At 61.9% G+C, this 15,826-nt stretch carries 14 protein-coding genes and 1 pseudogene; 4 read left to right on the forward strand and 11 right to left on the reverse strand.

The annotated features are described in order from the left end of the window. The first annotated feature begins 20 nt into the window (after positions 1 to 20). Complete coding sequence (locus ARCT_RS0109680; RefSeq protein WP_027239890.1) at positions 21 to 1,340, forward strand: MATE family efflux transporter; 1,320 nt, start codon at positions 21 to 23, stop codon at positions 1,338 to 1,340. Here the strand turns inward: ARCT_RS0109680 and arsC are convergent, their stop codons facing one another. From arsC to ARCT_RS25770, 4 genes and pseudogenes are all read right to left on the reverse strand, one after another. Then, the gene (gene arsC / locus ARCT_RS0109685) at positions 1,341 to 1,697 is read right to left on the reverse strand and encodes an arsenate reductase (glutaredoxin) (RefSeq protein WP_027239891.1); all 357 of its coding nucleotides are present in this window, start codon (positions 1,695 to 1,697) and stop codon (positions 1,341 to 1,343) included. Continuing rightward, positions 1,694 to 2,752 (reverse strand): quinone-dependent dihydroorotate dehydrogenase, encoded by a 1,059-nt coding sequence (locus tag ARCT_RS0109690; RefSeq protein WP_027239892.1) that lies wholly within the window; start codon positions 2,750 to 2,752, stop codon positions 1,694 to 1,696. The genes arsC and ARCT_RS0109690 overlap by 4 nt, the downstream gene beginning before the upstream one ends. Continuing rightward, complete coding sequence (locus ARCT_RS0109695) at positions 2,749 to 3,198, reverse strand: DUF1330 domain-containing protein (protein ID WP_379652497.1); 450 nt, start codon at positions 3,196 to 3,198, stop codon at positions 2,749 to 2,751. Before ARCT_RS0109695 ends, ARCT_RS0109690 begins: the two co-directional genes overlap by 4 nt. Further along, a pseudogene (locus ARCT_RS25770) lies at positions 3,193 to 3,528 on the reverse strand (DUF952 domain-containing protein); the annotation flags it as partial. The pseudogene ARCT_RS25770 and the gene ARCT_RS0109695, both read right to left, overlap by 6 nt. Positions 3,529 to 3,756: 228 nt before the next feature. Between ARCT_RS25770 and ARCT_RS0109705 the strand changes: the two are divergent. From ARCT_RS0109705 to mnmH, 3 genes are all read left to right on the forward strand, one after another. Then, positions 3,757 to 5,334, forward strand: coding sequence for a bifunctional metallophosphatase/5'-nucleotidase (locus ARCT_RS0109705; protein ID WP_027239893.1), 1,578 nt, complete (start codon positions 3,757 to 3,759; stop codon positions 5,332 to 5,334). A gap of 210 nt (positions 5,335 to 5,544) precedes the next feature. After that, on the forward strand, positions 5,545 to 6,300 hold the full coding sequence (locus ARCT_RS25775; protein WP_051360643.1) for an SOS response-associated peptidase: 756 nt from the start codon (positions 5,545 to 5,547) through the stop codon (positions 6,298 to 6,300). 87 nt (positions 6,301 to 6,387) lie between these two features. After that, entirely contained in the window at positions 6,388 to 7,467 is a 1,080-nt protein-coding gene (gene mnmH / locus ARCT_RS0109715; protein ID WP_027239894.1) for a tRNA 2-selenouridine(34) synthase MnmH, read from the forward strand. On the opposite strand, the gene selD is transcribed toward mnmH, so the two are convergent. The 7 genes from selD to ARCT_RS0109750 all read right to left on the reverse strand — a co-directional run bounded on the left by selD (position 7,464) and on the right by ARCT_RS0109750 (position 15,792). Continuing rightward, positions 7,464 to 9,623, reverse strand: a complete 2,160-nt coding sequence (gene selD, locus ARCT_RS0109720; RefSeq protein WP_027239895.1) for a selenide, water dikinase SelD — start codon at positions 9,621 to 9,623, stop codon at positions 7,464 to 7,466. The two genes, mnmH and selD, sit on opposite strands and share 4 nt — an antisense overlap. Positions 9,624 to 9,812: 189 nt before the next feature. Then, positions 9,813 to 10,199 carry a Na+/H+ antiporter subunit G gene (locus ARCT_RS0109725; protein WP_027239896.1) on the reverse strand — a complete coding sequence of 129 codons (387 nt, stop codon included), beginning with the start codon at positions 10,197 to 10,199 and terminating at the stop codon, positions 9,813 to 9,815. A 14-nt stretch (positions 10,200 to 10,213) separates the two neighbouring features. Next, positions 10,214 to 10,486, reverse strand: a complete 273-nt coding sequence (locus ARCT_RS0109730; RefSeq protein WP_154665334.1) for a K+/H+ antiporter subunit F — start codon at positions 10,484 to 10,486, stop codon at positions 10,214 to 10,216. Continuing rightward, on the reverse strand, positions 10,483 to 10,980 hold the full coding sequence (locus tag ARCT_RS0109735; protein WP_027239898.1) for a Na+/H+ antiporter subunit E: 498 nt from the start codon (positions 10,978 to 10,980) through the stop codon (positions 10,483 to 10,485). Before ARCT_RS0109735 ends, ARCT_RS0109730 begins: the two co-directional genes overlap by 4 nt. Next, positions 10,977 to 12,539 carry a monovalent cation/H+ antiporter subunit D gene (locus ARCT_RS0109740; protein WP_027239899.1) on the reverse strand — a complete coding sequence of 521 codons (1,563 nt, stop codon included), beginning with the start codon at positions 12,537 to 12,539 and terminating at the stop codon, positions 10,977 to 10,979. The genes ARCT_RS0109735 and ARCT_RS0109740 overlap by 4 nt, the downstream gene beginning before the upstream one ends. Continuing rightward, the gene (locus ARCT_RS0109745; RefSeq protein ID WP_027239900.1) at positions 12,536 to 12,889 is read right to left on the reverse strand and encodes a Na+/H+ antiporter subunit C; all 354 of its coding nucleotides are present in this window, start codon (positions 12,887 to 12,889) and stop codon (positions 12,536 to 12,538) included. The genes ARCT_RS0109740 and ARCT_RS0109745 overlap by 4 nt, the downstream gene beginning before the upstream one ends. Positions 12,890 to 12,906: 17 nt before the next feature. Beyond that, positions 12,907 to 15,792, reverse strand: a complete 2,886-nt coding sequence (locus ARCT_RS0109750) for a monovalent cation/H+ antiporter subunit A (RefSeq protein WP_027239901.1) — start codon at positions 15,790 to 15,792, stop codon at positions 12,907 to 12,909. Positions 15,793 to 15,826: the final 34 nt, after the last annotated feature.

A 15,826-nucleotide genomic window follows, 5' to 3' on the forward strand; every position in this document is an offset into this window, starting at 1 on the left:
GCAGAGAAAGAGACCCCCCAATGGCCAAGCCGCAGACTGAGATCACCCACGCAAGGGTGCTAAAGATTGCTGTGCCGATTGTGCTGTCAAATGCCACGGTGCCAATTCTGGGAGCGGTGGATACCGGGGTGGTCGGCCAGATGGGCACGGCGGCGCCCATCGGCGCGGTTGGTCTTGGCGCGGTGATCCTGGCGACGCTCTATTTCATCTTTGGCTTTTTGCGCATGGGTACCACCGGGCTGGTGGCGCAGGCGCGCGGCGCTGGGGATGTGGCCGAAAGTGGTGCGTTGTTGATGCGGGGCGTGCTGCTGGCCGCTGCGGCCGGGGTGAGTTTCATCCTGCTGCAAAAGCTGCTGTTTGGGGGCGCTTTTCTTTTGGCACCCAGCAGCGCCGAGGTCGAAGGACTGGCGCGCGACTATCTGCAAATCCGCATCTGGGGCGCCCCCGCCACCATCGCGCTTTATGCGGTGACCGGCTGGTTGATCGCGGTTGAAAACACCCGTGGCGTGTTTGTGCTGCAGATATGGATGAATGGGCTCAATATCATTCTGGATCTGTGGTTTGTGCTGGGGCTGGGCTGGGGCGTGGAAGGCGTAGCCATCGCCACCTTGATTGCCGAATGGACCGGAGTCTTGCTGGGGCTCTGGCTGTGCCGCGCCGCCTTTACGGGCAGGCAGTGGTGCGATTGGCCCCGGGTGTTTGACCCGGTGCGTATCCGCCGCATGGCGCAGGTGAATGGCGATATCATGGTGCGCTCGGTGCTGCTGACGGGCTCGTTTACCACCTTTTTGTTTGTGGGGGCCAAATTTGGCGATGTCACCCTGGCCGCCAATCAGGTCTTGCTGCAATTTGTTGAAATCACCGCTTTTGCGCTGGATGGTTTTGCCTTTTCCGCCGAGGCCCTGGTGGGCGCAGCCATCGGGGCAAAACACCGGGGCAACCTGCGCCGGGCGGCCTGGATATCCTCCCAATGGGGGATGGGCTGCGCCGTGCTGCTGGCCCTTGGCTTTGCCCTTGGTGGGCCCTTTCTGATTGATCTGATGGCCAAGGCGCCCGAGGTCAGGGTCGCGGCGCGCAGCTATCTGATCTGGGCGGCCCTGCTGCCCATCATTTCGGTGGCCAGCTACATGTATGACGGCATCTATATCGGCGCCACCTGGACCGGCTATATGCGCCGCGCCATGGTGCAATCCGTGGCGCTATATGTGGTGGTGCTGATTGCCCTGGTGCCGATCTTTGGCAATCACGGGCTTTGGGCGGCGCTGGTCATTTTGAACCTGGCACGGGGCATGACGCTGGGGCTGCGCTACCCCCGGTTGGAAGCAGAGGTCGCCCCCTGATCAGATCAGCGCGTCAAGCGCCTCGGTTGGGCGGCCAATCACGGCCTCGTCGCCTTTGATTGCATCTTTTTTGATCGCAATGGGGCGTTCAATCAGGATGGGATGGGCCACCATGGCATCCAGCAGCTCGGCTTCGGGGCTGTCCTCATGCAGGTCCAGCTCCTTGAAAATCTTTTCGCCCCTGCGCATCATTTTGATTGCCGACAACCCAAGCGCGGCCTGCAGTGCTTTTAGCTCGTCGAGGCTTGGGCCGTCTTGCAGATAAAGCCGCACCTGGGGCGCCAGGCCCTTAGCCTCAAACAGCGCCAGGCCGGCGCGGGATTTTGAGCAACGTGGATTGTGCCAATAGGTGATCATAGCCAGTCTCCGCGTTTTGTCCCAACCGCAGCAGCAACGCTGTCAAACCCGTCGCGGGCCAGCAAGTGGTCCAGCTCCTGCGCGATCTCAGCCGCCAGCGACAGACCCCCATAGACCATGGCGGTATAAAGCTGCACTGCCGAAGCCCCGGCGCAGATCTTGGCATAGGCCTGCTCTGCGGTTGCGATGCCACCAACGCCAATCAGCGGCAATTTGCCCTCCAGCAGCTCAGAAAGCTGCGCCAGAACCCGGGTGGATTTTTCAAACAGCGGGGCGCCGGACAGCCCGCCGGCCTCATCGCGGTGGGCGCTTTGCAAGCCCTCGCGCGACAGGGTGGTATTGGTGGCAATCACCCCGTCAATGCCGGTTTCAACCGCAACAGCGGCAATATCTTCGATCCCGGCGCGATCCAGATCGGGCGCGATTTTCAGGAAGATCGGCACCCGGCGCTCCAGGCTGTCGCGGGTTTCAATGACGCCATTCAGCAGCGCCGACAGCGCCGCCTTGCCCTGAAGATCGCGCAGTTTTTCGGTATTGGGAGAGGACACATTGACGGTGGCAAAATCCAGGTAGGCACCACAATGGGCCAGCACCCGGGCAAAATCTTTTGCGCGATCATCGCTGTCCTTGTTGGCGCCCAGGTTCAATCCGATGACGGCCTGTTTGGGGCGTTTGGCCAGACGGGAGGCAATCACCTCCATGCCGTCGTTGTTAAAGCCAAAGCGGTTGATCGCGGCGCGGTCTTCGGTCAGGCGAAACAGGCGTGGCTTGGGGTTGCCGGGCTGGGGGCGCGGGGTGGCGGCGCCAACCTCGATAAAGCCAAACCCGGCCTGCGACAGCGGCGCCAGGGCCTCGGCATTTTTGTCAAAGCCAGCCGCCAGACCAACAGGGTTGGGCAGGGGGATACCGGCGATTTCACATGTCAGACGGGCAGAGGTCACAGGGCCAGGGGCTGGGGTCAATCCGGCGGTGAGCGCCTTGATCGACAGGCCATGGGCCACCTCTGGATCTACCCTGTGTAGGGCTTTCAGCGCCAGTTTCTCAGTCAGTTTCATCCAAAGGTCGCTCCGCTGTCGCCGGGTTTTGTGCGGATCAGCCGCGAGGTGGCAACGGCGGCCTGTCGGTGCACTACGGCTTTTTGATAGTCAGGATTGGTCACCATCGCCAAAAAGGCATGGGCGTCGGGGTAGCGGGCGACAAACACCTGGTCCCAGGCCTCATCCGAGGGGCCGATCAATGTGGTTTGAAATCCGCCGCGCCAGACGATCTTGCCCCCCAGCCCGGCAAAGATTGGGCCAGATTCGGCGCCGTAGTTCTTGTAGGCTTCAGCCCCGCTGAGACCTGCATTGGCCAGCGCGTGACCTTCGGGGTAGTCGGCCTGGGCCTTGAAACGCACCAGATTGAGCATCTCGATGGGAGCTCCGCGCTCCAGCGCTTTGAAGGCTGCAAACTGCGTAGGGGTCGGATCGACATAAGCGCTCATCCCCTCTCCTCTGGCCATCTCCTCGGGGAATTGATGCAGGCCCTGGACCAGCGGCAGCGGCTTGGCCCAAAGCACCTCTGAGAGCTGCATCTTGCGATAGAGATGCGGGAACTTGGCCCCCCCACGGGAGACCTCCCATTTCAGCGCCTCGCCCAGGGCCTCAGCCTGCAAGGCCAATAGCCACAGGCCGTCCACATTGGCAAAATGCTTGGCTGCGGTCTCGGCGGCCTGCGCGGCGGTGGAGAAATGAATAAACCCGTCACTCAGGTCGATGGGCGCGCCAAGGGTGTCGCCTTGGGACTGGAGGGCCGACCATTCGTCGGCGCGAAAGATTTTATAGATCAGCATATGGGTCTGATGCCTCGTTGCCGCGTTGGAATCAAGCCCGAAGCAGCGCCATCTGCTGCCGAATGCCAGGGCAGGTGGGCACAGCAGGCGCGGGGGGATGCTGAAATTGTGGCGCTGCACCTGATGTTTCCCCAGGGGAACCCGGCAGAGTTGTTTTTCCCCTTTGACTGGCACCGGCTTTGGTCGCACCATTGCGGGCAAAGAAAAGGCAAAATGGGAGTGATTATGATGTTTACGCGTTTCCTGACCTCGGTTGCGGCATTGGGGCTGACGGCTGGCATGGCGGCGGCTGATTTCAAGCTGACGATCCTGCACACCAATGATTTCCACGCGCGGTTTGAACCGATCAGCAAATATGACAGCGGCTGCCGCGACGGCGACAATGCCGAGGGCAAGTGTTTTGGCGGCTCTGCCCGTCTGGTGACGGCGCTGGCCGATGCCCGGGCGCGGGCTGAAAACTCCATTCTGGTCGATGGTGGCGACCAGTTCCAGGGCTCGCTGTTTTACACCTATTACAAGGGTAAAGTTGCGGCTGAGATGATGAACAAGCTCGGCTATGATGGCATGACCGTTGGCAACCACGAATTTGACGATGGCCCCGAGGTGCTGCGCGGCTTTATGGATGCGGTGGGCTTCCCGGTTCTGATGTCCAATGCCGATGTCTCGGGCGAGCCGCATCTGGCAGATGTGCTGCAAAAATCCACGGTGATTGAGCGCGGTGGCGAACAGATCGGCCTTATTGGTCTCACCCCCGAAGACACCCATGATCTGGCCAGCCCCGGCAAGAACATTTCCTTCTCTGATCCGGTAGCGGCCGTGCAGGGCGAGGTGGACCGGCTGACCGAGATGGGCGTCAACAAGATCGTGGTGCTGAGCCACTCGGGCTATGCGGTTGACAAGCGGGTGGCGGCAGAAACCACCGGCGTGGATGTGATCGTTGGCGGCCATTCCAACACCTACCTGTCGAATGTCTCTGACAAGGCGGCAGGTCCCTATCCCACTATGGTCAATGATGTGGCCATCGTGCAGGCCTATGCCTATGGCAAGTTCCTGGGGGAGCTGAATGTCACTTTTGACGATGCCGGCACTGTGACCATGGCCGCTGGTGAGCCGCTGATCATGGATGGCTCGGTGGCGGAGGACAGCGACACGGTTGCGCGTATCGCGGAACTGGCGCTGCCGCTGGATGAGATCCGCAACAAGGTGGTGGCCGAGGCCGCAAGCGCCGTAGACGGGGATCGCACGGTCTGCCGTATCCAGGAATGTGAGATGGGCAATCTGATTGCCGATGCCATGTTGTCGCGGGTCAAGGACCAGGGGGTGAGCATTGCCATCGCCAATTCCGGCGGCATTCGCGCCAGTTTTGAACCCGGTGCGGTCACCATGGGCGAGGTGCTGACGGTGCTGCCGTTCCAGAACACGCTCTCCACCTTTGAAATCACGGGCGAAGGCCTGGTTGCTGCGCTGGAAAATGGCGTCAGTCAGGTCGAAGAGGTCAAGGGGCGTTTCCCGCAGGTGGCGGGTCTGAAATTCACCTGGGATGGCACCGTGGCCGCCAATGAAGGCCGGGTGCAGCAGGTTCTGGTGCAGGAGGCTGACGGTTTTGCCCCGATCGACCCGGCCAAGACCTATCTGGTTGTGACCAACAACTACGTGCGCAATGGCGGTGACGGCTACAAGATCTTCGCCGGCGACGACAAAAACGCCTATGATTTTGGCCCGGATCTGGCCGATGTTCTGGCGGAATACCTGGCGGCTCAGGGGGCCTATCAGGCCTATACCGATGGGCGTATTGCGCAGAAATAGTGTTTCGCGCGCGAAACAGGTGACTGAAATCTTTAGGCCCCGCCCGCAGTGGTGGGGCTTTTTTGCGCGATGCCTGCCTCTCCGGTACTGGCCCCCCGATGCTTGCCCGCCCCCCAAAAATGCCCGACCAAGAAAAGACAAACCCCAAGGCCTCTGCCCCCAGATGGCATCTGGCTGGCGGTTGGCCGCCAAAACCGCTAGCCTGCCTGCATGTGTGGACGCTTTGCCCTGACCCTGCCCAATGACGCCATGGCGCATCTGTTTGCCGCCAGCCCGGCCAATGATCTGCCGGTGCTGCCCAACTATAATATCTGCCCCACCAACCCGGTGCATGTGATCAAGGCTGAAGGCGGGGGGCGCCAGCTCGTCGCCATGCGCTGGGGGTTTTTGCCGCAGTGGTACCAAAGTGAGACCGCCGGGCCGCTGTTGATCAATGCCCGCGCCGAAACCCTGGCGCAAAAGCCCGCCTTTGCCGAGGCCTGCCGGGCGCGTCGTTGTCTGATCCCGGCAACGGGGTTTTATGAGTGGGTCAAGGGGAGCGACGGCAATCGCCTGCCCTGGTATATCCATGCCACCGAGCCTGCACCGCTGGCCTTTGCCGGGATCTGGCAGAGCTGGGGGGGAGAGGCGCAGAAAACCTGTGCCATCGTCACCACCGCCGCCAATCAGACGATTTCTGCAATCCACCACCGGATGCCCTTGGTGCTGGAACCGCACCACTGGCCGCTGTGGCTGGGGGAGGCAGGCAAGGGCGCGGCGGCGCTGATGCAGCCAGGGCGCGAAGGACAGCTGCAGATGCACCGGGTTGCGCCGCAGGTGAACAGCAATCGCGCCGCGGGGCCAGAGCTGATCGAGCCCTTTTTTGAGGACCCAAGTCACGCGGATGCAGGAGCGGACGCTGCCCAGACCCAAGATTCGGCCTCGCCAGCAAAGACGATCCGCGCGCCCGAGCCCCGTCTGATCTGAACAGGTGATTTGCCCTCGCGGCACCGCCGGGGGCGCGGAGGTGAGATCTTTCTTTTATTCAGCGCTGGCGCAGAGTAAGCAAACCCTATGCCCAATCGCTATGAAACCCTGCATGACCTGATGGCCCATGGCTACGACACCGTCATAGATGTGCGCAGCCCCGCCGAATTTGCCGAAGACCACATCCCCGGTGCCATCAATCTGCCGGTTCTGAACAACGAAGAACGGGCCGAAGTCGGCACCATCTATGTGCAGGGCAGCCCTTTTAAGGCGCGCAAACTGGGCGCCGCGCTGGTGTTTCGCAATGCCGCCAACAATATTGAAACCAGCCTCAGCCACCATGAGGGCGGCTGGCGGCCCCTGGTCTATTGCTGGCGCGGCGGCCAGCGCTCTGGCAGTTTCTCCTGGATGCTGAGCCAGATCGGCTGGCGGGCTGGCCTGGTCGAGGGCGGCTATCAAAGCTACCGGCGGCTGGTGCATTCCTATCTTTACGATCAAAAGCTGCCGTTTCACCTGATGGCACTGGACGGCTATACCGGCAGCGCCAAGACCGAGCTGTTGCAGCGGGTGCGGGCCATGGGCGGGCAGGTGATTGATCTGGAGGCCTTGGCCAATCATCGCGGCTCGCTGCTGGGAGGGATGGCGCAACCGCAACCCTGCCAAAAGGGCTTTGAAAGCGCTTTGGCGCAGGCGCTGCTGCAGATGGATCCGGCCCGTCCGGTTCTGGTTGAGGCCGAGTCCAGCAAGGTGGGCGCGCGGATCCTGCCGCCCAGCCTGTGGCGGGCGATGAAACAGGCGCCCCGCATCGAGGTGCGCGCACCCGTCGCGGCGCGCTGTCGCTACCTGACGCAGGCCTATGACGATATCCTGTCCGATGGCGAGAGGCTGCGCCAGAAACTGGGCTATCTGCGCGGTCATCGCTCGAATGCGGTGATTGACCACTGGTTCGAACTGATCGCCACGGGCGATAAAGCGGCGCTGACCCTGGCTTTGATGCAGGATCACTACGATCCGTCCTATCAGAAATCCCGGCGTCTCAGCAGGGCTGCCGTGGGGGCTGGCGTGGTGGCCGAAATGGATCTGGGGCAGATGTCCGAGACGGATCTGGACCGGGTGGCGCAGCAGATCTTCGCTGTGCTGCAGGCCCCACAGGAGAAGCCGCTTTAGATCAGGCAAAGCTCCGCCGCGCCAGAGGTGAGGCTGCCAATTCTGGCCGCGTTGTAGCCCGCGCCCTGCAACTGTTTCAGCACCTCCTCCGCCGTCTCGGGCGCGACAGCCGCCAGCAGGCCGCCGGCGGTTTGCGGGTCAAACAGCAGATCTGCCTTGGACCCGCGCGGCAGCGCGGGCGCTATGGCGCGGTTTTCCTCAAACAGCGAGGAGCGGATGCCCCGCGCGCTGAGCTCCGCCGCCCCCTGCATCAGGGGCACCGCTGCAAGATCCAGCCGCGCGGCCAGACCAGAGGCCTCGCAGAGCCCCAGGAGATGCCCGGCCAGACCAAAGCCGGTGACATCGGTCATCGCATGGGCCGCGGCGAGAATACGGGCGGCCGCGCCCTGGGGCTGGCACATCTGGGTCAGGGCCGCCGCCACCCAGTCGCCTTTGGCCTCGCCGGCCATTTCTGCCGCCATGATCACGCCGGAGCCCAGCGGCTTGGTCAGGATCAGCACATCCCCCGGCTGCGCCCCAGCCAGGGTCACAGGCGCCGCGCTGCACAGCCCGGTGACGGTAAAGCCAATCGACAGCTCATCCCCGATCGAGGTGTGGCCGCCGACAATATCCGCCCCGGCGGCGTGAAAGATCTCGCCTGCGCTGGACATGATTTCAGCCAATGTCCGCTGTTGCAGGGCGGGGGACAGGCGGGGCAGGATCAGATTGGCTGTTGCCACCTGCGGGTCAGCCGCCATGGCCCAGATATCGCCCAGAGCATGCACCGCCGCAATGCGCGCCATCACCACCGGATCCAGGACCGAGCCGCGCAGATGATCGGTGGTGATCACCTGTTGCACCCCCCCCGTCTGCACCACTGCGGCGTCATCGCCGGGCAGGGCGGTGACGTCGTGGCGCTGCAGTGGCGCCATGGCAGAAAGCGCCGCCCGCAAAGCGCCGCGCCCGGCCTTGGCGCCACAGCCGCCGCACATGGGTTTGTCGCCCAGGGCCTCAGGCAGATCATAGGTATGTTCAGCGGGCAGTTTCATCTGCTCCATCTGGGGCAGGTGGCGGAACTGCTCCATAAAGGCCTGGTCAATCCGGTTCTTCCAGCCCCAGACCATGGCGCCGGAAAACTGCAGGCCAAAGCGATCCCCCAAAGCCTCTTTGCGGCCCATCGAGATCAGCTTGAGGTAGTCCTTTTGCGGCCTGTAGCGGCGCAGCGGATCGGCGGTCAGACGGGCGCGTAGGTTGTGATACAGGATCGGGGCCTGGCGCACCGCATAGACACCTGCCTTGGGGCGGGGGGAAAACCCGAGATGGGCGCAGTCGCCCACGGCAAAGACATTGGCGTCAGAGCTTTGCAGGGTCTCATCCACGGTGACAAAACCCTGATGCAGGCTGAGGCCAGAGCCGGCGATCCAGTCATGCGGGCGGGCGCCGGCGGCGCCGGTGGTGAAATCGGACAGTACCATACGCCCGTCCGCCAGATGGATCAGGCCCGGCTCGACCCGGTTGATGGCGGTATTTTCCACCAACGAGACCCGGTGTTCGCTAAAGGCGCGGCGCAGGCGTTTGGCGACCTCCGGGCTGGCCTGGCCCAGCACCGGGCCGCTGTCGATCAGGGTTGCCTGTCCCAATCGCCCCTGCTGCGACAGGGCATGGGCCATGGCCAGCACCAGCTCGGCACCGGCAACTCCGCCACCGATGACGGCGACATGCGCCGGCCCGCTGCCGCGGCGAAACACCTCCCAGGCGCTGGCAAAGGCCCCCAGCGGCTTGGCCGGGATGCCATGCGCGGCAAAGCCGGGAAGATCCGGCATTTCAGAGGTGATGCCAATGTCGATTGAGGCAAAATCATAGGCGATTGGTGCCCGGTCCGGCACATGGACCATGCGGGCCAGCGGATCAATCCCTTTGGCGGCCCCCAGCACCAGACGAGCACCCGAGAACCTTGCGAGTTTGACCAGATCAATATCAAGATCCTGGCGCTGGTAATGGCCGGCCACAAACCCTGGCAACATGCCGGAATAGGGCGCGGTGGGACCGGGGTTGATCAGGGTCAGCCGCGCCCCTGGCAGCGGGCGCATGCCCCATTTCAGCAAAACCAGCGCATGGGCATGGCCACCGCCTATCAGAACCACATCTTTGGTTGCCGGAAGAGGAGGGCTATACATGGGGCTGCGCCTTTGTGTCAGTCATTTTGTCAGTCCAGACCTTTTTAGGGTCGCCGGGGGGCAATGCCTTGAGCCAGAACAAAGTGACAGACCGTGGCTGGCGAAACAGCTGGTACACTGCGGGTAAAACCTGGCCAGATCAGACCAGAGGCGACCGGGGGTTGCCCCCCACTGCCGCCGCGCCAGGTCTCAGCCCTGTGCAGAATCTGCTTCGCTCTCGGTCTCGGGTTCGGTCACATCATGGGTGGCCCAGATACCATCTTCGCCAGCCTTTGGCAGGCTGGCCTTTGTTTCATGTCGGTGAATATGGACCTTGGCAATAAACAAGGCCGTGACCGGGGCGGTGAGAAACAAAAACAGGGTGATCATCAATTCGTGCAGCGACAGATGCCCCTCAACCACCGCGCCGTGCAACATCGAGGCCAGCAGCACACCACCAACGCCTAAGGTGGTGGCCTTGGTCGGGGCATGCAGCCGCGACATCGGATCGTTGAGCTTGAGCAGGCCATAGGAGCCGACAAAGCCAAAGATGCCCGACATGATCAAAAAGCCTGCAACCAGGTAGTCATATACCATCTCTCCGCCTCCCATCACTCGATAATATTGCCGCGCAGAATAAAGCGCGCATAGGCCACGGTTGAGACAAAGCCCAGCATGGCGATGATCAGCGAGGCTTCGAAATAGATCTCGCTGCCCAGAGCAAGCCCATAAAGCACCATCAGCGCCAGCCCATTGATGAACATGGAATCCAGCGCCAGGATCCTGTCGGCGATCTCGGCGGCAAAGATGATCTTCCACAGGTTCATCAGGATCGCGAGGGAAAAGCAGGTAAAGGCAAAGAGCGTGGCATAGGTAATAATCATTCAAAGATCTCCTTCAGGCGGCGCTCGTAACGCTGTTTGATCTCATCGCGAACCGCCCCCGGGTCTGGCGCATGCAGACAATGGACCAACAGGGCGTGCCCCTCGGCCGAGACATCCGCCGACACCGTCCCCGGCGTCATGGTGATGGTGCCGGCCAGAACCGAGATTGCCTCGGGGGTGAGCAGATCCAGCGGCACGGCGATCCAGGCGGGCTGGCGTTTGGCATTGGATTTAAACACCACGATGCGGGCCACAACCACGTTGGCAACAACGATATCATAGATCACAATCAGGATGTATTCGATGATCTTCAGCGGCTTTTTCAACCGCATCTGATGCGGCCAGTAGGGCTGAGTCAAAAAGGGGATCAGAAACCCCAGCAAAAAGCCAAAAACCAAAGAGTTCAGCGTCCAGGTGCTGGTCAGCAGCACCCAGACAAGTGTCAGCAGCAGGGTCAGGATCGGATGCGGCAGCAGCCGCCGTAGCAGTCTCATGGTGTGACCTTTCCGAGCACGGCTTTGATATAGATCTCGGGCGCAAAGAGCTGCGCGGCTGTCGCCTCGGCGTAGTGGCTGGCGGGGCCGGCAAAGACGGTCAGCAGGATCAGGCCGCTGAGCAGGGCAAAACAGGCGACAAAGGGCAGGGCCGCAGGGCGCTGGCTGGTGTTGTCGTCGTCCTGCTCGTTGGCCTCTTCCTCAAAGGGCTGGGGATCATCGGGGTGGTTTTGCGCGGTGATACTATGGCTCTTCCAGAACAACAGACTGCCGGCACGGGCCATGCCAAGGATGGTGATCAAAGATCCGATCAGGATTATGCCCCAGATCCACCAGACCAGATCGTGATCTCGCGCCGCATCCAGCACCAGCAGCTTGCCCAGGAAGCCGGACAAGGGCGGCATGCCCGCCATGGCAATGGCACCGGCAAAGAACAGCACCGCGATCAGCCCGCTTTGTGGCATCAGGCGCTGAGCGGTGATCTCGATCCCCTGGCGCTCGGCCACCAGATCGGCAACCAGAAACAGGAAGGCGGCGGCAAGGGTGGAATGAACCGTGTAATACAGCGCGGCGGCCACCCCGTCGGGGGAGAACAGCGCAATAGCCGTGAGCAGCGTGCCCATCGAAGTGATGGCGCCAAAGGCCACCAGGCGGCCAATGCGGTACGAGCCAAGGATACCCACGGCGCCAATCATCAGGGTGACCAGCGCGGCCGGCATCAGCCAGGCTCCGGCCAGCCCCTGGGTGATCGCCAGATCAGGACCAAAGACCAGCGTATACATCCGCAGGATGGCATAGGCGCCGACCTTGGTCATAATGGCAAAAAGCGCTGCAATGGGCAGCGGCGCATTGGCGTAAGAGGCCGGCAGCCAGAAATGCAGCGGAATGACAGCCGCCTTGATGGCAAAGACCAGCAAAAGCATCACCGCACCAACGCGCAGCAGGGCGGTGTCCGTCGCCGGGATCTCAGCCACCCGCAGCGCCAGATCCGCCATGTTGAGCGTGCCAGTGACGGAATAAAGCGTCCCCAGCGCAAACAGGAACAGGGTCGAGCCCAGGAGGTTATAGACCACATATTGCACCCCCGCCTGAAACCGGCGGGTGCCGCCCGAATGGATCATCAACCCGTAGGAGGCAATCAACAGAACCTCAAAGAAAACAAACAGATTAAAGGCGTCTCCGGTGAGGAAGGCGCCGATGATGCCCATCAGCTGAAACTGAAACAGAGCATGGAAATTGGCGCCGCGTTTGTCCCAGTCCGAGCCGATGACATAGAGGTTGATCACCAGCGCCAGCACCGAGGTCAGCAGCACCATCATCGCCGACAGGCGGTCCAGCACCAGCACGATACCAAAGGGCGCCGACCAGTTGCCCAGCTCATAGACCTGCACCTCTCCGGTGCTGGCCTGCGCCGCCAAGACCAGCGAGATGGCCACCAGCAAGACCGTGCTGGCCAGCGAGAAGATCCGCGCCAGATCCATATGGTGGCGCACCACCATGATGATGAAGGGGGCCACCAGCGCCGGCAGGACAACCGGTGCAATCAGGAAATGGTTCATGCGTCTTCCCCTTCGTCTTCGGGATGATGGGGCATATCAATCTTGTCATCGCGGGCCGACAGATAGGCGGCCAGGGCGATCATCACCACCACCGCCGTCATGCCAAAAGAAATCACGATGGCGGTCAGCACCAGCGCCTGTGGCAGCGGATCGGTATAGGGCACCTCGGCGTATTTATTCAGGATCGGCGGTGCATTGACCATCAGCCTGCCGGTGGCAAACAGAAAGATGTTCACCCCATAGGTCAGCAGCGACAGCCCCAGGATCACCGGAAAGGTGCGCCGCCGCAGGATCAGATAGATCCCCGCCGCAGTCAGCAGACCCACAGCTGAGGCCACCAGAAATTCGATATTCACAAACGCCATGGTCATGCCTCGCCTTTTGCTGTTGCCGGCTCACCTGCAGCCGCCTCAGCCGCGTGGTCGCGGGCCGGGTTGATATCCATCGCATGTTCCGAGGAAATCCCCGGCTGCCAGGCAAAGCGCGCCAGGCTTTCCAGCGCCAGCAGCACGGCACCAACCACAGCCAGGAAGACCCCGAGGTCAAACAGCGCAGCCGTTGCCCATTCGAACTCTTCCAGCGGTGCCCAGTGCAGATAGCCAAAGGCGCTGGTCAGGAAGGGCAGGCCACCAAACCAGGAGCCAAGCCCGGTGGCGGCGGCAATCAGCACCCCCGATCCGATGGTGCCGTGGTAGAACATCCGCTGGCGCTCGGAGGCCCAGCTAAAGCCAGAGGCCATATATTGCATCAACAGCGCGATGGCGGCGATCAGCCCGGCAATAAAGCCGCCGCCCGGCAGGTTGTGGCCGCGGAAAAAGATATAGGCCGCCACCATCAGCGCCAGCGGCATCATCACCCGGGTGGCGACAACCATCATCATCGGATGGGCATCGCCCGCCTGTGGCATATCGGGTTTGCGGTTCAGCAGATAGGCGCGCACCCGGGTTCCCAGCACCGCTTCGGTCAGGGCGTAGATCACCAGGGCGGCAATGCCCAGCACGATGATCTCGCCAAAGGTGTCATAGCCCCGGAAGTCCACCAGGATCACGTTGACCACATTGGTACCGCCGCCGCCTTTGTAGGAATTGGCCAGGTGGAACTCTGAAATGCTTGGCATCGCAAAGTCGCGCAGCATCAGCATATAGATCAGCGTCGCAGCCCCCAGCCCGGCAATCATCGCAATCCCGCCGTCGCGCAGCCGCACCCACAGCGGGGATTCGATGGGGCTGTCCTTGGGCATGAAGTTCAGCGCCAGCAGCAACAGCACCATGGTCACCACTTCAACCGACAGCTGGGTCAGTGCCAGATCCGGCGCCGAAAGATAGTTGAAGCCAAGCGAGACAACCAGGCCAACCACACCAATCAACACCAATGATAGCTGGCGCTGGCGGTGCTTTGCCACCACGGCAAGGGTGGCAACCATCAGGCTGAACCAGGCGATCACGGTGATCGGCCCGACGCCCTGCACCGCGCGGCTGGGGGCGCTCAGGGTGCCAGTTGCATAGGCATAGTAGCTGAGGCCGATGATGAAGAGCATCATCACAAAGGCATAGCGGGTTATGGCGCCATTATGCAGACCATCGGTGATCAGCTGTGACAGCCGGGTCAGGGCGCGCATCAGAGTGTCAAAAATCCGCTTGGCCTCGGGGCGTGGTGCCCGGTTCCAGGCGGCCATCAGCGGCGCGTGCAGTGTCAGCAAAAGCAAACCGCCGGCAACGGCCACCGCCGACATATACAGCGCCGGAGTCACACCGTGCCACAGCTTGAGCGAATAATGGGGCAGATCAGCGCCGCCAATGACCGCGCCAGCCGCAACCGCCACCAGCGGCCCGGCCAGATTGGCCGAAAACAGCCCGATCAGGATCACCAGCGTCATCAGCAGGCCCGGACCGGCCCACATGCCAAACCCCGGATCATGCGGCTGCGCCGGATAGTCTTCGCGGGGTTTGCCCAGAAACACATGGCCAATAAAGCGAAAGGAATAGGCGGCGGAGAACAGCGCCGCCAGCAGCGCCAGGCCCGGCACCACATAGTGTGAGCCACCCCAAAGCGTGTGCACGGTCTCTTCCAGCATCATCTCCTTGGACAGGAACCCGTTGAAGGGAGGAATGCCTGCCATCGACAGGGCCGCGACAATGGCAATGGTTGCGGTGACCGGCATCAGATGGCGCAGGCCCCCCAGACGTTTGATGTCGCGGGTATGGGCCTCGTGGTCGACAATGCCGGCCGACATGAACAGCGCCGCCTTGAATGTGGCGTGGTTGATGATGTGAAACACCGCCGTTACCGCCGCGATCTTGGTGCCAAAGCCCAGCAGCATGGTGATCAGCCCCAGATGCGACACGGTGGAAAAGGCCAAAAGCGCCTTTAAATCATCCTTGAACAGGGCAATCACCGCGCCCAGCAACATGGTGATCAGCCCGGTTGTCGCCACGATATAGAACCACTCGGGCGTGCCTGCCAGCACCGGCCAGAGCCGCGCCATCAGGAACAGCCCGGCTTTGACCATGGTGGCGGAATGCAGATAGGCCGAAACCGGCGTTGGTGCCGCCATGGCATGGGGCAGCCAGAAATGAAACGGGAACTGCGCCGATTTGGTGAAACAGCCCAAGAGGATCAGGATCAGGGCAGGCAGATAGAGCGGCGAGGCCTGTATCATGTCTTTGTGCTGCAAAATCACGCTCAGATCATAAGAGTCTGCGATATTGCCCAGGATCATCATGCCACCAATCATCGCCAGGCCACCAGACCCGGTGACCGCCAGGGCCATCCGCGCGCCCTGACGGCCCTCGGGCAGGTGCTTCCAATAGCCAATCAACAAAAAGGAAGACAGCGAGGTGAGCTCCCAGAAGACCAGCAAAAGCAATATGTTATCTGACAAAACGATGCCGACCATGGCGCCCTGAAACAGCAGCAGGTAGGTATAGAACTGCCCCATGGGATCTTCGCGTGACAGGTAAAACCGCGCATAAAGAATGATCAGCAATCCAATGCCAAGGATCATCGAGGCAAAAAGAAAGCCAAGCCCATCAAGAAAGAAATTGGCATTGAGGCCAAGGCCGGGCAGCCAGTCAACGCCGACCTGGATCACCTCGCCGCGAAACACCGCAGGGGCGTGCAGCAACAGGCCAACAAAGGCAAGAAATGTGGTGAGACCCGCAGCGGAGGCCGAGGCATTGCGCCCGGCACGGATCAAAAGAGCGGGGAAGACCGCCCCAAGAAACGGCAGGGCCGCAATCAAAAACAGGGACACGTGCAGTTCTCCTGGTTGGGCTTAGGCATGAGTC

It is taken from the genome of Pseudophaeobacter arcticus DSM 23566, assembly GCF_000473205.1.
Classification (GTDB): domain Bacteria; phylum Pseudomonadota; class Alphaproteobacteria; order Rhodobacterales; family Rhodobacteraceae; genus Pseudophaeobacter; species Pseudophaeobacter arcticus.